Origin of the sequence: Oceanobacillus sp. E9 (assembly GCF_001741975.1) — a bacterium.
Taxonomy (GTDB): domain Bacteria; phylum Bacillota; class Bacilli; order Bacillales; family Amphibacillaceae; genus Oceanobacillus; species Oceanobacillus kimchii.
The window spans coordinates 1-19,876 of sequence record NZ_LSNA01000010.1; the positions used below are offsets into that span (position 1 = coordinate 1).

Genomic DNA, 19,876 nt, shown 5'->3' on the forward strand with positions numbered 1-19,876 from the left:
TTGTATTTCTTGTGCTTCAGAAGTCAACTTCTGACTTCATTTCTTTTAAGAAAAACGAGGTGTTTTTCTTCTTTCGTACTGGTTGTTTTGTTCAGTTTTCAAAGAGCAATTTCTGTGTTTGTCGTTTTTTGCGACAAGATATAATTTATCATGTTATCCGTTTGATGTCAACATTTTTTTAAATCTTTTTTTGAAAATCTTTATTCAATGTAAGTTGCAAAATGTTTCATCAAGCGACAACAAAAATTAATATACCATATTCCTTTTTATTGAGCAATAGTTTTTAAACAAAAAATTAAAATTCGATAAAAAACCTTTTGCAGTAACATTACGAATCACTACAAAAGGTATCCTAAATTAAATATTCCCTTTCCTTTTAGGGATATACTTCATACACTCTTGTTCACTCGCCACTCTACGAAGTAATTGAAATAATAATCTATACCTTTCTCGCATTGCGCTTTTTACCATTTGATCAATTCGACTATCGTCTAAATCTAATAAGATTTCTTCAAGCTCTCGCTTTATTAAATACTCCATTTCCTTCTGTTCCATTTCATTTACTAATAATCCAATCATGCAATCACCTCATATATCACCGTATAAATCCGTTAAACAAATTCATATATTACTATTAATATATTTCAATAAGTCATTTTCGGTTCCAAAGACTAACGACTTAAGTATTACAAGTATTCGCAAAAACAAATGAATTTTGTCGGTCGGAGTTTTTAGCATCTATCCACTACTATTCCCCAAAACCACTAAATTTCATCCATCATTTTCTTAAACAGTTTTCGACAAAGCGAGCTTGTACATAATTAGCAAGTCTAGTGCATAGAAATGATTATAGGTATAAGTAGAGGAGGAAAACAAATGGATCATTTTTATTCCTTTCGTCTAAGAGGGAAAAGAACTGCATGGATTATCGGTTTAGCATTTATCATTGCTTTTATAGCATGGACACAAAAAGATGCAGTCTTTTCCGTATTTAATGGCGAAGAGCCTGTTGCTTTATCAAAAGGTAATGCCGATGAACCAAACATTGCTATTACATTTAATATTAGTTGGGGTGAAGAAAGAGTAAAAGAAATATTAAAGCAATTAGAAAATGAAGATGTACAAGCTACGTTCTTCATTAGTGGAGAGTGGGCAGAAAGGCATCCAGACCTTCTAGAAGCTATTTCAGAAGGTGAACATGAGATTGGAATGCTTGGTTATCGATACAAAAGCTATTTAGACCAAGAGATTGATCAAGTTAGAAAAGACCTATTGTATGCACAGGAAGCCTTTGAAAAATTAGGTTATGAAAACGTTAATTTATTGCGCACACCACATGGCCATTTTAACGAAGAAATTATTGAACTCGCTGAAAGTCTCGGTTTCCATGTTGTTCATTGGAATGTAAATCCTAACGACTGGGAAAATCCAGGTACAGAAGTAATCGTTGACTACATCATGAAAGAAACTGATAATGGCGATATCGTTCTCCTACATGCATCCGACAGTGCAAAACAAACTGCCGGTGCACTAGAAACCATTCTCCCAGGACTTAAAAACAAGGGCTATGAACCGGTAACCATTTCAGAAATCATTAATCAAGCAAAAGCAAACACAGAAATTGTTGATTAAAAAAGATCTCTTTCCAATTTTGGAGAGAGATCTTTCGCATTACTTTTTCTTTTTTTTATTGTGACTTTTTTTATCCTGTCCATTACTTCCTTGAACTTGAGGCTTCTTCTCTTGAAAATTTAATCGATGTAAATTCAAAATTTGGTATGTATTCGATACGAGTAATGGAACCACCATAAGCCATGCATAATCTGTTCCATCTACCATTAATCCTGGAACCCATTCTACTGTCGTAAATACGACCATAAAGAATAGCGTTGGAATAAATGCTTTTTTATTTGTTTCTTTGGCTTTAATCTTAGCAACTATCCAACCGATTAGTAATAATGCCGCTGCTAATAGGATAAACCAATACAGCTCAACATTATCCGCTGATCGATATGGAAAATAAATAATATCAAAAAGAATAAATATAATTAGACCTACTTGTACCGTTGACCAATACCCTTTGAATAAACTCTGTCCCATTCGATGAACAAATAAATACGCGAAAAAACCAGTTAAACTAATGGTTGCAAACGTTAACCCTAAACCTAAAAAGAATACGATAAGTCCTAGAATTTCCATACCATCAAACGGTTGCATATAGTTTAAATATTGCTCTGGTTTAACAAAGAAACTTGCAATTAATCCAGCCAGTCCACCTAGCCAAAATGTTTTCCATAAAAAACCTACAAGGATTCGTGTATTCAAACTTTTTCACTCCTATTGCACATACTTTCATTTCCACAATATTTTACCATGATACGGCATTTATTTCTCTTATGTATGTGCATATTTTAATTATTGATTATACATATTAAACATATAGAAAGGAGGACTATAAATGGTACGACGACATCTATGTATTGTACTCCTTAGCTTATCCTTCTTTATATTGTTAACCGCTTGTGGTGGCGGTGGTGGTAATAGTCAAAACGAAGGTGAATATGATACAACCAAAAAAATGGTTGTTGATATACTTCAAACCGAAGACGGTAAGAAAGCGCTCCGCGAGATTATGCATGATGAAGAGCTTAAAAACTTATTGGTAATGGAATCAGACAGCGTGAAAAATGCTGTTAATGAAGCTCTTACTTCAGAAGAAAGCAAAAAATCTTGGGAAAAAATGTTCGAAGATCCAGAGTTCGTTAAGAACTATGCACAAACAATATCTGATGAACAAAAGAATTTAATGAAGGATCTCATGAACGACAGTCAATTTCAAAAACAAATGATTGAACTGTTAAATAATCCGGAAGTAACGGAGCAAATGCTATCTGTTTTAAAAAGCCAACAATTCCGTGCTCATTTAGAAGAAACGATTCAAGAGACCTTACAATCACCTATTTTCCAAGCTAAAATTGAAGAAATTCTACTCAAGGCTGCGGAAGAGCAAAGTAAATCAAGTGGTTCTTCAAATGAATCCGGTCAACAAGGCGGATCTGGAGAGTCTCAGTCTGGTTCCAATAGTGGTTCCGGCGGCGGGGGCGGCGGTTAATACCAATTGGATATGAGAATAGGGTGCCCGCCATCAATCAGGACACCCTAATTCTTTATCCCGCATGTAACGGGTTGTAACCCCTCACTAAATGAAGTTTCACTTTATTCTTCCATCTTGGCAATTACTTTAGCTGCTATCTTATGATATTCTTTTCCAATTGGATGATCTTCTTGATACACAGAAGGTGCAAAAACATCCTCTTCTTCATAAGGTTGTTGTAGAGGTAGTTGTCCTAATACTTTTGTTTTTAATACGTCAGCAAGTTTTTTGCCTCCACCTTTACCGAATACATATTCTTTCTCTTCGGTTGTTTTACTTTCAAAGTAAGCCATATTCTCAACCACACCAAGAATTTCATGGTCTGTTTTTAGTGCCATTTGGCCAGCACGTGCTGCTACAAAAGCAGCTGTTGGATGTGGTGTAGTTACAATTACTTCTTTACACGTAGGTAATAACTCATGTACATCCATTGCGATATCACCTGTACCTGGAGGTAAGTCTAATAGCAGATAATCTAATTCTCCCCATTCTACCTCAGAGAAGAAACTATTAATCATTTTACCAAGCATTGGGCCTCGCCAAATAATCGGTGAGTTATCTTCTACAAAGAAGCCCATGGAAATTACTTTTACTCCAAAACGTTCTACGGGAATAATTTTTTCCCCTCGTACAACAGGTCTTTTCTCCACACCCATCATATCAGGAACACTAAACCCATAGATATCGGCATCAATAATTCCAACTTTTTTACCTAATCGCATTAAAGATACTGCTAAGTTTACGGTTACCGTAGACTTACCTACGCCACCTTTACCACTCGCTACTGCGATAAATTTTGTATTTGAATTACCACCCATGAGAGTAGCTTCTTTCGCTTTCTCTGCTGCAGGTTGATATTTTTGAATAACTTCATCTGGAAGTGCTTCAAATCGAAGCCCTACTGTATTTGCCCCATCACGCTTCAAGATTCCAACGATTTCTTGTTGTAATTCCATTTGTTCTGCTGTATTAGTCTTGGAAATACCAATCTTCACGCTGACATGTTTCTTGTCTTCCTTAACCGTAACTGACTTAATTCCCCCAGTTTCTTCCAATGTTATATGTAAAAAAGGATCTTTAACAGAGCTTAATAGCTCTACAACCCTCTCTTTTGTTAGCATTGAACATCACCATCCCTTGTGTTTGTATCCACCTGCTAGTATAACACAAAACACAGAAAATCTAAGTAATATGCAATATGGTGACGGTTTCAGTTTGTTTCCTCTTCTCTTTCAGGCTCCTCTGTCGCATATCGTAAAATTCCCTCATAAATACTTGCCGCCATTTTTCGTTGATAATCTTGGTCTTTTAACAATTCTCTTTCCTCCACATTAGATAAGAACCCTATTTCCACCAAAGCTCCCGGAACTTCGGCATGTTTTAGTAAATACATGCTATTTAACGCTAAAGGTGATCGATTTGTGTTTTCTAAATTTCGTATGATTTCTTGTTGAATCATCGTGGCTAAATGCTTATTCTCACCATTTGTTGGATAATAAAACGTTTGTGCACCTCGCCATTTTGTCGAGGGTAATGCATTTAAATGTAGGGATAAAAAAAAGTCTGGCTCTTTGTCGTGAATAAACTTCAAACGATTTCGAATATCTTCGGATTTTCTTCGAGCTAGTCCACTTGTGTCTTCTGCAGCTAAATCTTTATCTTGTTCCCGGGTTAAATAAACAACTGCTCCTTGTTGTTGCAAATAAGACTGAATAAGTTTCGATACTTCTAGAGCGATGTCTTTCTCTTCTGTATCATCGGACCCAACCGCTCCTCCGTCAGGCCCACCATGCCCAGGGTCGATCACAATTGTTTTTCCGGTAAGGGGTAACGTCCACCCTTGATTTGCTGTCATATTTGTCTCATTTATTGGGTATTGTAATAAGTACGCAAGTAAAAATACACCTAATAGCCAAAAAGCAATTTTCTTTTTTCTTCCCATATATTTTGTGCCCCTTCCTTTGACTTCTCTTTTACTAAATTTATGGGACAAGATTGCAGTTTATGACTTAACATTTGTGGTATGCTATTTACGAGGTAGGTTTACTTCTACAAACACAGTGGTATCGATTAATCAAAGAATTACTTAAACGGAGGGAAACACTCATGATATGGATAGGAATTGGCCTTATAATTATTGGTATAGCATTTTTAGGAATTGCTGGAGCACTATTTAAGCCATTAATGAAACTAGCTGATTTATTCCAAAGCGTCCAAAAAACGACAGACCAATTACCGGAAACAGTAGAGACTATTACGTCTCAAGCTACAGACGTTCTTGGAACCGGAATCGACACATTACAGCAAGTAAATCAACAAATTAAAGAACTATCACCCATCTTTCATTTAATAGGAGATGCTGGTCGTGCGACCAATCGATTAACTTCTTCTGTATTAAAAACCGCCGATGGACTTCAAGAAAAAACAGAAGAAGCGAACGCAATGATTGGGAGTAAAAACTTACAAGGCATTTATGGCCTAGCAACCATTGGTTATTTCCTAGCGACACGAAATAAATAATAAAACATATTAAGATAAGGTTAGAACATATCTATTTAAAAAAGCTAAACGATTGTAGCCGATAACCCGGCAATCGTTTAGCTTTTTTTAACATATTTTCTTAGATACGATTTTCCACTTCTTGGCGAATACCTTGTAGGTCATTCGCCTTTTCAAATCCATCTGTATAGAGTTGCTGTTCAAAGTCTTTCAATCGTTCTAATAATGGTCGATTCTCCGCTAAAGAACGTTTGTTGGAAATGTATGAACTGACCACCCATCCTAATGAAACCCCCAGTGCTGCGCTTGTAGCGATAGCAGCTTGCTTCCCACGCTTACTCATTGGTGTAATCTCTTTCCTCACGCTTCATTTCTCTGCGTTTTTTCAACCAATAGTAACCTAATGCAAAGCTACCATACAAACCACCAAGATTATTCTTATCAGCAATATCTCTCCCTGCTTCTGTACGAGCTTTTACAGAATCGGTTACATCTACTAAAGAAGAGGAGAATTTTCTTGTTGCATTTCCTACATCTCCAACCATATAGAAAAGGGGACTCAATTGCTGTAATTTATCATTAACATCTGCCAATGTTTGATTACTTTCATGAATCATATCTCCTGTTTCTTTAAAAATCCCGTCCAGTTGTTCCGGCAATTTTTGAACCGTTTTATCTACTCCACTTAATACACTAGCCAAGTTATTTAACGTATGTCCGATAAAAATAGCCAAAATAATAGCCGCTACTCCAATAATAATGACACCTATGCCGATTAACGTCATTTACTTATCCCTCTCTTCCTGTATTTACAGTAGAAGAATCGTTCATAGACGATCCTTTTCCTGTTCGATACGTTTTAAATACTTGCATAAACGCTTCGCTCCACGTGATTCCTGTTATAAATGGTTGTAATTTCTTTTCTAATTCCGCTTCAGACAGTGTTTCCTTTTGTTGTAGATATAACTGGTTCATCGTTTGTACCGAAGTACCCACATCTTCTACGTGATCAAACACACTATCTGTCGCTTTCACTTTTTCACTAATATCATCGACCAATTTATCTGCTTCCTGCAGTGATTCCGTCAATTGAGGTGTAATATAATGCATTTCTTTTTCTAATTCCGTCATCGATCTGCCTAGCGATCGCATTGTATCTGAAAAACGACTTAATGCGAATGCCGCATAACAGGCCACAATTGCAAATGCGATAGCGATGAACAAAATTCCAACATAAATGACAGCCATATGTAAAATTCCCTCCTCTTAGACAATATTATACCACCTGTCTACAGAAATAAAACGTTTCCTATCTCTAAGTAAGATTAATCTTATTACGGAATGGGTATAGGTTCCATATAGTACCAAATATGGAGGTTGACCCAATGAAGATAAAATCCAATGTGCAAACGTTTATGACTAAATTTAAAGATGATGATGTACCATTACTTGCAGCTTCATTAGCTTATTACTTTTTATTATCTGTTTTTCCATTACTGGTAGTAGCTTTTGCTATTATTCCTTATTTTAATATAAGTCCACAGGATGCAATACAATTTATTTCTTCTATACTACCTGAAGAGCTAGCGAACACGTTCCAAGATAATATCGTGAGCCTTGTAGAGACACCTCGTGGTGGCTTATTAACAGTTGGTATCTTGGGAACTTTATGGTCTGCTTCCAACGGAATTAATGCATTCATTAAAGTATCGAATGAATCCTACGAAGTAGAAGAAACTCGCTCATTTATAAAGACAAGAGCAATTGCCTTTGGACTTACTATTGCAATGATTTTTGCAGTTATTACAGCTATTATACTACCAGTTTTTGGGGATGTCATTCTAACAATGATTATGTCTACTGCTGGGATTAATGCATCGTTTGAATGGATTCTACAAATTTCACGTTTTGCAATTAGTATTGCAATAATTACACTATTATTGCTAACGCTATATCGTTTTGCACCAAATGCAACACTTCCAGTGAAACATATTATTCCTGGAACCTTAACAGCTAGTATCCTCTGGCTTATCATTTCATTCGGATTCTCTATTTATGTATCAAACTTTGGAAATTATTCAAATATGTATGGAAGTCTAGGCGGTGTCATCATTTTAATGATTTGGTTCTTCTTGACGGGGATAATCCTTCTTATTGGCGGTATTATTAATGTAATGTATCATCAGAAAAAAACAGCAGAAAATCCTGCGTATTCTCATGCAGCGGATATATAAATTCATGAGTGCAAGCTAAAAACGTGGTAAGCGCCCACGGTGGGAGGCTGGAACAAAACAAAATTTTGGGCCAATGGACGGATGCCTTGCCTTTCGCTAACAGTTCCTACTGCCAAGTCTGTAGTAATCTTTATCCACCAAGTTTCCGCCCATAAAAGGCTACATTCCAAAAAAAGTCCAAACCGACTATCGATGCCAGTTTGGATTTTTATTATCTTGATAATATACCTGTAACAAAGCTTCTTGCCCATTGATTCCAAGTAAAAGATGACTTCGACAATTCTTTTACTTGGATAGGAGTAATGAATGTAGCTTCATGTCGGAATTGAGAAGAAGGTTGATTCGCAACAACATCACCAACTTCTACCCCCTGTACAACTTCTACTTGTTCATCAACATGTAACCCAGTCTCAATTGGGCTCTTCATAAGTTGTCCATTCGTATGCAACTTCCATACATGATTCGTAAAAATCGAATCTTCAAATAAGGTAGTGGCACTTAATGCTTCTTCCATGATAATTCCTATTTCAGCATGGTAACCCGGAAGCAGTGCCTCTAAAACTTCTGGATCCTCTTCCGCTATAGATACGGAAAATGGGTACACGCTTGCTGATTCTAAACCTACTTCTTTTGGATGATCACTTACTTCATTTATTGTACCCTCAAGCGCTATTGGTAGTTCATTTATTTCCATTTGTGTGGCAAGTCCTGCCTCCACCTTTGCTCGTTCTTCTTCCGTAAATTCTCCATCAACTTGAAGTGTTGTATCTTGTATGGTAATTACAGGATCTTCTAAACTGTCTTTTATCTCACTTATTCGACCATCAAAAGGACTATTTACAGTGATTACATTCCCAGATGATTGTAATTCCATTAACTGTGCTTCTAGACTCTGTAATTCCGCTGTTTTCTGAGAGAGTTCGTTTTCTTTTTCAATCAGGTATTGTTGCCGTAACAATTCTGCTTCTACGGTGTTCTGTGGGAATTTAATTTCAAGCTCTTCTTCATTTAGTGTCACATCACTTGGTGTACCAGTAGCACCTTCAGGAATTTGAAACATTTCCATTTGTGTGATAGCAGATTGTATAGCTGCAAGTTCCCCTTCTACTTGAGACACCTGTTGGTTCAAATTTACTTCCGTTTCATAATAACTTTGGACTTCATAGGAGAATAATGGCTCACCACTCGTCACCATATCCCCTTCCTGCACCATAAACTCTTGAAATACACCACTGGTTGTATCAAAATAGATGTGCTCTTCTCCGGCCACGTCAATCACACCAGGCTTATATAACATTTCTACAAGATCTGCCTCATGGCTATTTGTCCAGCTATGTACAAATGATACACGATCTATTTTTTCTTCTTTATCAAATAAAACGAGGACAAAATTCACTACAACAAACACAGTAATCGAAAACCACAATATATGCTTCTTATATTTCCTCATCCAAACCACCCACTTATGATGTATGAATCAACATTTGCTAAAACACTTGCAACAACCCATCCTAAGAAGTGAATTAAAATAACATTTAACCAAACAAAACGGTTTCTCACATCGGAATACTTCGCCAAAAAATTTGCTTGAAAGTATATAATCCATAATTGAAATAATGATATCGCTCCAAAAAAGTAAACAATCCAGGAAATATTAGTTATGTAAGAAGCAATTATTCCAAATGAGAGCGGAGATACATACCAACTTAACCCAGCAAGTAAAGCCAAAGGAATCCATAATAATCGCTCTATTAAAAAAACTATTAACGCAGTATGTTGAATAATAATTAGCTTTTTATAAGAAATTCCTGTCAGTAAATAGAATAATAGAGATGGTAAAAAAATAACGATCGCCGCAAACAGAAGCCCATAGACCATTCTGCCTAACACAAACCAAAGTTTACTAGCTTCAAAATCAACAGAACTTAACCATATTCCGTTTTTAGATATTTCCTCGGAACCAACACCTAAAAAAGCCATTATTCCGTAGATAATCATTGATACAAGTGATAAGGTGACTGTTATCTTCCATAACCCTCGTACTTCCTCTGCTTTATTTAGTCGAAAACTTTCATCTTTTGTCTGAGAAATCATTCGAAACAAACGCGCATAATAAGTCATTTCGTCACATTCCTTTTGCATTATCCATTCTTTTCTTCTAGTTGTCATTTTACCTTAATAACTGATGAAATACTATGAAATTTTCATTAATTTGACAACAATAGTCGTGAAGACCTATTAGAAAAAGTCAGCAAAATATGGTTTGGTTTGTGGAATTATGCGGTCAAGTGTTTCAATTTGTTGTTGCTCTCCTTGGATTAGACCTATCTCCATTAACTCTATCGGACGTTTGTACCCTAATAAAATCGATGCTAACTGTTGTATCGTGATGGAAACCGATAAAGTTGCTTCTTTAGACTTCTTTTCTACATAGATCTGTTTATTATTACTTTCTAGTCGATACGTGCCAGAATTTGATTCTACAAAATCATCTATAATCTCCAAATTAATTGTTAAATCTCCCATAGGTGCTAAAAATGGATATTGCTGTAGAAATTTAGAGACATCGACAATTCTTGCCATAAAATACGGGCTGACTTTTTGTTCAAAACGTGGATCATCCAATAATAATGGCAGTGCATCGTGACCAGCAGCAACCATTTTTACTTCTTTTGCCATCGAGTCATGATTCGAAATAAAGTGGAGTAAACGTTGTCTACTCGCTAGCGTAAGGTGTATGAGTTCCTCTACTTCTAGTATATTTTTCTTAACTTCATACAGAATATATCCATCTGGTTCGCCTTGTGGATCATAGCTAACGGCAATTAACTTCTCTTTAGATAAAATTTTATGCTCCCACCAGTGGAGATCTCTCAGAAGCATTCCGTTAAATTGTTTTGTATATTTTTCATAAATTGTTTCTACTATCGATGTAACATCATTATTCTGCATTCGTCGTATCATACCACTATCTAGCTGCCAATCTCTTTTAAAATGATGCATTGGAATAATGTATTCCTTCTCATCAAAGGTAATCTCCCAACCAAACCGACGATAAAATGGTATAGAGAATGGATGTAAGTAGGATAGTACTTGTCCTTCCTTCTTCATTTCCTGCAAAGCATGTTGAAGTAATTTTCGCACAATGCCTTTTCGACGAAATTCTGGCCACGTAGCAACTGAAGATATACCTCCCATTTTAATTGGCTTACCATGTACAGAGACTTCTAAAGGAACGATATGAAGCTTTGCTGCCAAACGATCATCTTCCATCCAACCCCATACTGCTTCCTTTCGTTTTTCCTTTTTTCTTTCTTCTAATCTTTCCGGTGTTAATTCATACTGAAATGCAAATGCCGATAATTGATAGATTTCATCATTTTGTGAAGATAGCTTTTTTAACAATGGAGAATCCCCCTTTTTTGAAAAATTCGATTACTTTTTCATACTACAATAAAAAGTGAAATTATTTAAGTTAAATTAAAAGACATGCAGAAAAACTCTGCATGTCTCTAAAAATACTACATGAAAATTTGTGTTGGGAAGATATTAAATTACTCTTGTATCCTAGTTGAGAATAGAATACTTAGAGACTCATCAGTCACTCGTGAGAGCTACAGCGTACAGTTTCCCTTTATACAGTTGCAGCTGATGCTTTAATCTTTTCATTACGTTCTTTGAACATTTCATTGTGGGAAGATACCATCGCAAAGTTATTTGCCATTGGGTCAATATACTTTTTCGCTTGGTTTACTGCATTTGCAGCATCTTGAAAAGCACCTGCAATTAAATGAAGCTTCCCTTCATGATGAAGTATATCTCCAGCTGCATATATTCCAGGGACGGAGGATTCGCTATTTGGCGAACCCGCCACAAAGTAACCATCTTTTATCTCTATTCCTAGGGAGGGACTATTGTCTAGCAAATCAATATCTCTGTCATATCCATGATTTATGATGACCTCATCAATTGGAAGGGCTAAGATATCTCCAGATTCATGATTAGTTAACTCCACGTGTTCGATAGACTGATTATTTTCAGAGATAAGTTTTGTGATTGAACAATTAAAGTAACATTCCGCTGAACTTTGCATTAGTTTTGTCACTTGTGCTTCATGTCCGGACAAAACATCCTTACGATATGTCAGATAAACACTTTTCGCAATATCTACTAGCTCGTTTGCCCAGTCAACGGCAGAATTTCCGCCACCAGAGATAATTACTCGTTTATCTTTGTAACGTTGTAAAGATGTTATTTTATAGTTTAGATTCGTCACTTCATATTTTTCTGCACCTTCTATATTTAATCTTTTAGGGTGTAGAATGCCGCCACCAACTGCTACAATGATTGTCTTTGAATAATGAATCTCTCCAGATGCGGTATGTAATTGAAATAATCCCATCTCATTTTTATCAATGGATTCGACTTTTTCATTTAACACAACAGTTGGATCAAACGTCATTGCTTGTTCTACCATTTGCTTTATCACGTTTTCACCTGACATTGGAGTTAATCCACCAATATCCCAAATGACTTTCTCTGGATAAATATGCACCTTTCCACCTAATTCTGCCTGATAATCAATGATTTTTGTTTTCATTTCTCTTAAACCACTATAAAAAGCAGAATATAAACCAGCTGGACCACCACCAACAATCGTAACGTCAAAGACTTCCATTTGCTATTCAACCCCCTAAAAGATATGAAGAACTAAATTTTAGTTAAACTATAATGATAAAACCTCTTAATTGTCATTATAATGATAATGAGAATCGTTTTCAATCTTTTAGAATAAAAAAATTTTACACCTTATACAAGTAGAAACTCTTCGGACAGCCTTACACGTGTATAATTTCTTTGATGCATCATTCTTATCTATGCAAAAGACAGAAAAAAGAACCTGGTTTAACATAATGTTAATCAGATCCTTTTTGTTTTAACGATTAAAACCACTGAGAGTGGAACACGCCTTCTTTATCTTTTCGCTCATACGTATGTGCACCAAAGTAGTCACGCTGTGCTTGAATAAGATTTGCTGGTAAATCTTCTGAGCGATAACTATCATAGTACGCAATTGCACTTGATAACGTTGGAACCGCAATACCATGCGCAACCGCTAGGGATACAACTTTTCGTAATGAAGACTGGTAACCTTCTACAATTTCCTTGAAATAAGAGTCGAGCATTAAGTTCGGTAATTGAGCATCTCTGTCATAGGCATCTTTGATCTTTTGTAAGAACTTCGCACGAATAATACACCCTCCGCGCCAAATCATCGCGATATCACCATAGCTCAAGTTCCAATCATACTCATCGGAAGCTGCTCGCATTTGAGCAAATCCTTGCGCATAAGATACGATTTTACTCATGTAAAGTGCTTGACGGATTGCTTCAATAAGCTCCTCTTTACTTTCATCTAATAATACATTCGTCGGTCCATTTAATTCTTTGCTTGCACGAACACGTTCATCTTTTAAGGAAGAAATAAAACGTGCAAACACGGACTCAGTAATTAACGGAAGTGGCACTCCTAAATCAAGTGCATTCTTACTTGTCCATTTTCCAGTCCCTTTTTGACCTGCTTTATCTAGAATTACTTCCACCAGTGGCTTCCCGGTCTCTTCGTCCACTTTAGTGAAGATATCTGCAGTAATTTCAATCAGATAACTGTCTAATTCTCCATCATTCCAATCCTTGAATACGTTATGAAGCTCAGTCGCATCTAGTCCTAGAACATTTTTCATTAAATCATATGCTTCTGCGATTAGTTGCATATCTCCATATTCAATTCCATTATGAACCATTTTCACAAAGTGTCCCGCACCATTTGGTCCAATATATGTTACACATGGATCATGATCAACTTTTGCGGAAATAGCTTCAAAAATAGGAGCAACTAATTTATATGCTTCTGCTTGTCCACCCGGCATAATCGATGGACCATTTAACGCTCCCTCTTCTCCACCAGATACTCCTGTACCAATGAAATGAATACCCGATTCATCTAATTCTTTATTACGACGAATTGTATCTTCATATAATGTATTTCCACCATCGATAAGAATGTCTCCTTTATCAAGATGTGGCTTCAATGATTCAATGGTAGCATCCGTTGCTGGACCAGCTTTTACCATCAACATGATTTTACGTGGTTTTTCCAAAGAATCTACAAATTCTTCGATTGTTTTTGCACCAACAAAGTTTTTTCCGCTTGCTTCATTTGCTAAGAAGTTTTCTGTCTTCTCGTAAGAGCGATTAAAAACTGCTACGGAAAAACCTTTGCTTTCCATGTTAAGTGCGATATTTTTTCCCATAACGGCTAAGCCGATAACTCCGATTTGTTGTTTCATCAACTCATCATTTCCTCTCTATAATTATTTTGAAATGAATCATTCCCTATTATAGCGAATTTAGTAGTAGGAAACCAATATCCGCTTTAATAAATTATAGTCAGTTGGTTTGTAGTAGAGATTACCTCGACTGTGTGATCCCCTTTTGTATAGTAAACAGCCGCACCTTCCCGAGCTCCTTCTTCCCATCCTGCTTGTTCGATAAAGTCCATGTAACTTGATGGAACCCCATTTTCTTCGGATGCTTTAATCCAATTATAAATTTCGCTATGTTGATTCGTATTTATTAAGTCAGCAGCTTTTGGTATAGGAAAGTCATGGTTTGAACTGGAATTCCCATAAACAAACAACCTTGAATATACAATCAATGCACTAAAAATTATAGTTACTACCGTAATGGAAATAATTCGCTTCTTCATTACTATCTCCTCAAATTCTATTGTATAAATGAGTATTCTGGATAATTAATTATACATTAACCAAATTAAGTAAAACTTCATTTAATGAGAGTTTCGGTCTTCCCTCCATTTATCTCTTTCACTTAAGCCTCATAGTCTTGAATTCGGAGTTTACTTTTCTCTACATGCAGGATAAAAGATATACATAGTTAAAATTAAATATTAGCTTAATTATCTTCATACTGATTGATAATATAATACTTTATATAAAAAATAGGAACAAAGGTCAGAATTAACTATCTTTTAGAAGACTAGAAGAAATTAATCACTACAATTACACCCGTACTAAACCACGAAAACCTCTTGAACCATAATAAGAGGAAGCTCCATTATGATAGACAAACACATGTCCATAACGATAATCACAAAATATAGCGCCTCCGGCTTCACGAATATCAGAAGGAGTTTTTATCCAACTTGATGTTTTCATATCAAAGTTACCAAGCTCTTGTAATAAGCGATATTGTTGTTCATTTAATAGCTCAATACCCATCTCAGTAGCAACGTCAATCGCACTATTATCTGGTTGATGCTTTTTTCTTGATTCTAACGCTTCACGATCATAGCAAATACTTCTACGCCCCTTGGGACTCTCTTTAGAACAATCATAAAAAATATATTCATCACTTTCTTGGTCATATTCAATTACATCCGGCTCGCCTTCTGTTCTTTCCATTTCATAGAGAGACCAAAGCTTATCACTATTCGCTTCTAGCCTTGCTTGTACATTTTCCCATTCTATATCTTTATGTCGATTCGGATTCTTTTCAAACCGTACTTTTAACGTTTCTATTAATTCTACTTGTTGTTCTGGCGATAATGTCTTACTATTAATCAAATTTATTTCCCCTTTCAAGAATATACTTTTTTAAAACATTGATTAATCTATATTGCAATTAGGAGATATATTAAACTAACCGAACTAATTTAGATATTAGAACAGTATTAAAATTATATCTTTCTTATCAAAGTATTTGATTTAGCTGATAAAAGCCAAATATAGTATCTTGCTAAATATAGTTTAACATTATGAAAATTAAATTGTTATTTAAATTAATACTAAACATTGACTAACTTGCAACAATTCTATAATCAACTTAAGGATCGCTAGCTAACTCTATTTATAATTATGTACCTCTCAGTTATAAAACTATACTGATTCTCTTTTTTGTAGACAAGTATAGTGTTCCTTCTTGTTACAACACATTCTATGCCCTCCTATCATAATACATATTATGATTAAAAGAACTGAATCGATTAAACAAGGTTCATAGTAAAATAAACATTTTTAACTAACTATAGTAATGGTCCATTAACTACTCTATGCGCTTTTCTTTTAAATTCTTTCCAGTGTACAAAATGACTTATAAATGATATCTCGTATCGCTGGTACTAGTATGGTACAATGAATTGCATCCTATTGAACTTAGGTAAAAGGTGGACACTCTTATATGAAGAATTATTTGTTTTTGATTATAGGTACATTTTTCTTTGCGGTTTCCGTAGCAATTTTTGCAATGCCAAATTCCCTTGCTGAAGGTGGTGTTCCAGGTCTTGCATTGCTTATGTATCATGGAATAGGAATATCTCCCGCTCTTACTACCTTCATTATAAATGCAGCAACACTTCTTATAGGGTATCGTTACTTACCTAAAGATATGATTGTGAAATCAATCGTAACCATCCCACTCTTTTCTATTTTTATATACATTTTAGAAGACTCCGTTTCAGGAATACCAGATCCACTATTGGCAGCGTTATTTACTGGGGTGTTTACCGGGATTGGTTTTGGATTAATTTTCCGGTCAGGAAGTACCACTGGAGGAACATCGACCATTGCGCGAATGTTAAATTACAAGTTTGGCTGGGAATTAACCGGTACGAACTTTGTACTCGATGCAGCTATAGTTATTTCTGGTGTTTTTGTAATTGGACCTTTATATACGATGTATACAATACTTGCATTATTCATAGGAAAAAGAGTAACAGACTATGTATTAGAAGGTTTTGAATCAAAGAAAGTAGTTCATATTTTCTCTCAAAAAACTGAAGAAGTCGAAAAAGCCATTCAAACTAACCTTGGTGCCCATACAACTGTATTAACGGCCAAAAAGAATGATGATGGTATCGAAGAAAATTTAATTTATGTAGCTATCCCCAAACAACGTCTATTTTACTTAAAGAAGCTCGTTCAAAGTATTGATGAGACGGCATTTACCGTAGTGCACACAGTAAAAGACGTTACTGGCGGAAGTTTCGCAGAAGCTCATCACCCTGGACAGAAAACGTTCCGAGACAATAAAATAGAACAACGATATTATAAAAACCAAGCTGATGAAGAGAATATGTAACGACTCTTTTTATGTTCGCGGAACACAATTATTAAGAAACCGAACTACAATCCAAGATATAATTTATCGAGACTATAGTTCGGTTTCCAATTTACTGTCTTAAGACACTGTTTTATCCCTCATGTAACAGACAATAATGCCTCTACTGAAAGAAGTTTCACTTTATTGTGAATCAGCTTCATCTTTTATTTCTGAACGTAATCCATCTACACTTTCTTTTCTTCTTTCATTTTTACTCAATAATTCTTCTTTTTCTTTACTGCTTAGTTCCTCTGAGTGAGCATTAATGTAATCTTTTGATTCATTAAGATTTTCTAAAGTGTGGTCGATGGTATTCTGAATCTTCTCAACGTTATCAGATCTATCATCTGGTTTCGGATGAGTCATACTATCCCTCCTTCAATAATATTCAGGAGTATTTTTTCCATAACCTTGAAATATATTCTTATGAAGAAACGTATTATGACATAAACTTTTATTAATATGGAAAAGTTATTATACAAAGTAAAAATCCCCCACTATAAGAGTTGAGGGTTTTCTGATATTCCAAAAACTTAAAGTTTTGAGAAGTATACAGATAAATTTTAAGTGCACCTAATCCATGGAAATCCATTTATATCAACGTTTTGGGAATTGTTCTATGGATAAAAATGTATGAAAAAGGATTGAGATTGACATTACTTGAACCAATTTGCACCAATATGATGGATGTTAGTTGAATACATTTTGCTAATATAATCCACTGCTTTGTATAAAATAGTGTACCTTCTTGTCTCATAAACTTTATAAAAAGAATACACATGGTAGGATACATTTTCAATCCAATAGCTCTTTTTGCTTAAAGATTTGTATGGATGAGATGAGAACGACGACGATAATAGCAATAGTTGTGATAAAAGCTAGCAAGAAACTGGAGCCTAGTTCTCCTGACAACAAGATCTGACCTGTGTGCTCAGTCATCGTAGCCGGACTCCATTTCATATGCTTTCCCAGAATGGATGTAACCGACGAAATGGCAAAGACCACAAAAATGGTAACAAAAGCGACACTGCCATTTCCTTTCATTATCGTACTGAAAAAGAGCGTCAGTGTAACAACAAAAACTAACCATATGCTGTAGATCACTATACTTTGAATGATGCGCTCAAAAGCAACTGTTTCAATGAGTAAGCTCGTATAATACCAAGAAGCTACATATCCGATAAACAATGAAATGAGTGTAATGGAAAGTAAGCCAGCCCATTTTGATAATATATACGTGGAATATGGAACTGGTTTAATCATGACCATACCAGCTACGCCACTCTGTCTTTCTGCGGAAACGACCCCCATTGCACTCAATACAAGAATAAGTACACCAAGCATCCCATAATTAGATAAAACCGTCATTAATACTTCTTCCCCAGTCGGAGTAGGCATTTCAAGGACTGTACCTTCTGGAAGGCCGCCAAAAGTGTCCAATATTTCCGGCATATAATACGAACTAACCGGCTGCATGACACCTAGCAAAATGAAGACAATTGGAATCCATAAAATTTTATAATTTCGAATCATTTCTGTTATTTCTTTTCGATAAAGAACCGTCCATTGTGTCATGCCTTCACCACCTTCATAAATAAATCTTCTAATGTTGTTTGAGAAATCTCGAACTTACGAATCGGAAGTTTCCTATCCGCGATATCTCTTAATAATGCTTGCTTCCCATATACCATATCTTTCAATACGATGCTGGCTTTATTACCTTGAATGTTTACTTCAGATACAAAGCTATAACTCGCTATGCTCTTTAGCCAATCAGTAGCCAGTGATTCGAATTCAATTTGTAAAATAGGTTGTCGATACTCTTCCATTACATTTCCCAGGCTACCTGATATCACAATCTCCCCTGCATTTATAATAAGAATGTCGTCACTTATTTCCTCTGCATCGTGAAGGACATGGGTTGAAAAGAGAATGGTTGTTTCTTCTTTAATCTCCCTCATCATGTCCAACACTTCCCTTCTCCCAAGTGGATCGAGTGCTGAAACAGGCTCATCTAAAATAAGTAATTTCGGACGATGAATTAGTGCCTGTGCCAATCCGAGGCGCTGCTTCATTCCACCAGAATAACCCCCTATTTTTCTTTTCTTCGCGTTTGTTAAGCCCACTCGTTCAAGTAATTCTTCACTTCTTTTTTCTGCTTCTTTACGATTCAGCTTTGCTAATTGTCCTGCGAAAACCAGAAACTCCTTTCCGCTCATCCAATTAAAGAAAGTGGGATATTGGGGTAAATACCCAATAAACTGCCTTAAATCCTTTGCTTTTTCCCCTTTAAAATCAATACTTCCTGAAGTCGGTTCCAACAATCCGGATAGCATTTTTAATGTCGTTGTTTTACCTGCTCCATTTGGTCCAAGTAAGGCAACGCACCTGCCTTCTTCAATATCAAAATTGATTCCATTAACAGCATTCTTACTCCCAAAACTTTTTACTAAATCGCTTGCCTTTAATAACTCCATTAATCATTTCTCCTTCCAACAACGAAATAAAGCACTGGTCCAATTAAGCTGATAAATAAAATAATAAGGATCCACAACCATTTTGGTCCGTTCGTTTTTTCTTCTCTCATACAAGAAACTAATGCGGTAATCATAAGAATTAATTGTAAGACAATAATTGGCGCAATCGCTCCCCAAGGGATATCATTTAATGTTATATTCATTTTTTTCTCCTCCAAATAATTTACTTACCCTTAATACGATTACGTTCACCTAATCGTTCACTCACGAAAAAATAAAAAAATCTCAGGAATTTGATCCTGAGACCTTTCTTTTAAATATTTTTCTTGCAA

Annotated in this window: 23 protein-coding genes; 5 read left to right on the top strand and 18 right to left on the bottom strand. The window is 35.6% G+C overall.

What is annotated here, in order from left to right; genetic code table 11:
* Positions 1–357: 357 nt before the first annotated feature.
* Entirely contained in the window at positions 358–579 is a 222-nt protein-coding gene (locus AQ616_RS17680) for a hypothetical protein (RefSeq protein WP_017795230.1), read from the bottom strand.
* A 297-nt stretch (positions 580–876) separates the two neighbouring features.
* Here AQ616_RS17680 and pdaB point away from each other — a divergent pair, with 297 nt between their 5' ends.
* A complete protein-coding gene (gene pdaB, locus AQ616_RS17685; protein WP_069686460.1) occupies positions 877–1,632 on the top strand; it encodes a polysaccharide deacetylase family sporulation protein PdaB in 756 nt (251 codons plus the stop codon).
* 39 nt (positions 1,633–1,671) lie between these two features.
* On the opposite strand, the gene AQ616_RS17690 is transcribed toward pdaB, so the two are convergent.
* Positions 1,672–2,325, bottom strand: coding sequence for a KinB-signaling pathway activation protein (locus AQ616_RS17690; protein WP_017795228.1), 654 nt, complete (start codon positions 2,323–2,325; stop codon positions 1,672–1,674).
* Between the two features lie 133 nt (positions 2,326–2,458).
* Here AQ616_RS17690 and gerD point away from each other — a divergent pair, with 133 nt between their 5' ends.
* Entirely contained in the window at positions 2,459–3,112 is a 654-nt protein-coding gene (gerD, locus tag AQ616_RS17695; RefSeq protein ID WP_069686461.1) for a spore germination lipoprotein GerD, read from the top strand.
* Between the two features lie 104 nt (positions 3,113–3,216).
* On the opposite strand, the gene AQ616_RS17700 is transcribed toward gerD, so the two are convergent.
* Together AQ616_RS17700 and cwlD are read right to left on the bottom strand one after the other, a co-directional pair.
* On the bottom strand, positions 3,217–4,275 hold the full coding sequence (locus AQ616_RS17700) for an Mrp/NBP35 family ATP-binding protein (protein WP_069686462.1): 1,059 nt from the start codon (positions 4,273–4,275) through the stop codon (positions 3,217–3,219).
* An 89-nt stretch (positions 4,276–4,364) separates the two neighbouring features.
* Entirely contained in the window at positions 4,365–5,096 is a 732-nt protein-coding gene (gene cwlD, locus AQ616_RS17705; protein ID WP_017795225.1) for an N-acetylmuramoyl-L-alanine amidase CwlD, read from the bottom strand.
* A gap of 164 nt (positions 5,097–5,260) precedes the next feature.
* On the opposite strand from cwlD, the gene AQ616_RS17710 reads away from it, so the two are divergent.
* Positions 5,261–5,674 carry a DUF948 domain-containing protein gene (locus AQ616_RS17710; RefSeq protein WP_017795224.1) on the top strand — a complete coding sequence of 138 codons (414 nt, stop codon included), beginning with the start codon at positions 5,261–5,263 and terminating at the stop codon, positions 5,672–5,674.
* Positions 5,675–5,774: 100 nt separating this feature from the next.
* On the opposite strand, the gene AQ616_RS17715 is transcribed toward AQ616_RS17710, so the two are convergent.
* The 3 genes from AQ616_RS17715 to AQ616_RS17725 are packed head-to-tail and all read right to left on the bottom strand — an operon-like array spanning position 5,775 to position 6,901.
* Complete coding sequence (locus AQ616_RS17715) at positions 5,775–5,996, bottom strand: hypothetical protein (RefSeq protein ID WP_069686463.1); 222 nt, start codon at positions 5,994–5,996, stop codon at positions 5,775–5,777.
* Positions 5,989–6,438 (bottom strand): DUF948 domain-containing protein, encoded by a 450-nt coding sequence (locus AQ616_RS17720; protein ID WP_017795222.1) that lies wholly within the window; start codon positions 6,436–6,438, stop codon positions 5,989–5,991. Before AQ616_RS17720 ends, AQ616_RS17715 begins: the two co-directional genes overlap by 8 nt.
* 4 nt (positions 6,439–6,442) lie before the next feature.
* Positions 6,443–6,901 carry a DUF948 domain-containing protein gene (locus AQ616_RS17725; RefSeq protein ID WP_017795221.1) on the bottom strand — a complete coding sequence of 153 codons (459 nt, stop codon included), beginning with the start codon at positions 6,899–6,901 and terminating at the stop codon, positions 6,443–6,445.
* Between the two features lie 137 nt (positions 6,902–7,038).
* Here AQ616_RS17725 and AQ616_RS17730 point away from each other — a divergent pair, with 137 nt between their 5' ends.
* Complete coding sequence (locus tag AQ616_RS17730; protein WP_069686464.1) at positions 7,039–7,887, top strand: YihY/virulence factor BrkB family protein; 849 nt, start codon at positions 7,039–7,041, stop codon at positions 7,885–7,887.
* Positions 7,888–8,098: 211 nt separating this feature from the next.
* Here AQ616_RS17730 and AQ616_RS17735 read toward each other — a convergent pair whose 3' ends face one another.
* The 7 genes from AQ616_RS17735 to AQ616_RS17765 all read right to left on the bottom strand — a co-directional run bounded on the left by AQ616_RS17735 (position 8,099) and on the right by AQ616_RS17765 (position 15,533).
* On the bottom strand, positions 8,099–9,337 hold the full coding sequence (locus AQ616_RS17735; protein ID WP_069686465.1) for an efflux RND transporter periplasmic adaptor subunit: 1,239 nt from the start codon (positions 9,335–9,337) through the stop codon (positions 8,099–8,101).
* Positions 9,334–10,008, bottom strand: coding sequence for a hypothetical protein (locus tag AQ616_RS17740; protein WP_069686466.1), 675 nt, complete (start codon positions 10,006–10,008; stop codon positions 9,334–9,336). Before AQ616_RS17740 ends, AQ616_RS17735 begins: the two co-directional genes overlap by 4 nt.
* Before the next feature lie 117 nt (positions 10,009–10,125).
* Positions 10,126–11,292: a GNAT family N-acetyltransferase gene (locus tag AQ616_RS17745; RefSeq protein ID WP_017795217.1), complete on the bottom strand. Its 1,167-nt coding sequence runs from the start codon at positions 11,290–11,292 to the stop codon at positions 10,126–10,128.
* Positions 11,293–11,521: 229 nt separating this feature from the next.
* A complete protein-coding gene (locus AQ616_RS17750; protein ID WP_017795216.1) occupies positions 11,522–12,565 on the bottom strand; it encodes an NAD(P)/FAD-dependent oxidoreductase in 1,044 nt (347 codons plus the stop codon).
* A gap of 265 nt (positions 12,566–12,830) precedes the next feature.
* Positions 12,831–14,237 carry an NADP-dependent phosphogluconate dehydrogenase gene (gene gndA / locus AQ616_RS17755; protein WP_017795215.1) on the bottom strand — a complete coding sequence of 469 codons (1,407 nt, stop codon included), beginning with the start codon at positions 14,235–14,237 and terminating at the stop codon, positions 12,831–12,833.
* Between the two features lie 86 nt (positions 14,238–14,323).
* A complete protein-coding gene (locus AQ616_RS17760) occupies positions 14,324–14,656 on the bottom strand; it encodes a hypothetical protein (RefSeq protein ID WP_069686467.1) in 333 nt (110 codons plus the stop codon).
* A gap of 313 nt (positions 14,657–14,969) precedes the next feature.
* Positions 14,970–15,533: a DUF4256 domain-containing protein gene (locus AQ616_RS17765; protein WP_251046453.1), complete on the bottom strand. Its 564-nt coding sequence runs from the start codon at positions 15,531–15,533 to the stop codon at positions 14,970–14,972.
* Between the two features lie 613 nt (positions 15,534–16,146).
* Between AQ616_RS17765 and AQ616_RS17770 the strand changes: the two genes are divergently transcribed.
* Entirely contained in the window at positions 16,147–17,046 is a 900-nt protein-coding gene (locus tag AQ616_RS17770; RefSeq protein ID WP_017795212.1) for a YitT family protein, read from the top strand.
* 162 nt (positions 17,047–17,208) lie between these two features.
* Here the strand turns inward: AQ616_RS17770 and tlp are convergent, their stop codons facing one another.
* The 4 genes from tlp to AQ616_RS17790 all read right to left on the bottom strand — a co-directional run bounded on the left by tlp (position 17,209) and on the right by AQ616_RS17790 (position 19,747).
* Complete coding sequence (tlp, locus tag AQ616_RS17775; RefSeq protein ID WP_017795211.1) at positions 17,209–17,433, bottom strand: small acid-soluble spore protein Tlp; 225 nt, start codon at positions 17,431–17,433, stop codon at positions 17,209–17,211.
* Between the two features lie 429 nt (positions 17,434–17,862).
* The gene (locus AQ616_RS17780; protein ID WP_069686469.1) at positions 17,863–18,642 is read right to left on the bottom strand and encodes an ABC transporter permease; all 780 of its coding nucleotides are present in this window, start codon (positions 18,640–18,642) and stop codon (positions 17,863–17,865) included.
* Positions 18,639–19,544, bottom strand: a complete 906-nt coding sequence (locus AQ616_RS17785; RefSeq protein WP_069686470.1) for an ABC transporter ATP-binding protein — start codon at positions 19,542–19,544, stop codon at positions 18,639–18,641. Before AQ616_RS17785 ends, AQ616_RS17780 begins: the two co-directional genes overlap by 4 nt.
* A complete protein-coding gene (locus tag AQ616_RS17790; RefSeq protein ID WP_069686471.1) occupies positions 19,544–19,747 on the bottom strand; it encodes a PLDc N-terminal domain-containing protein in 204 nt (67 codons plus the stop codon). The genes AQ616_RS17785 and AQ616_RS17790 overlap by 1 nt, the downstream gene beginning before the upstream one ends.
* Positions 19,748–19,876: the final 129 nt, after the last annotated feature.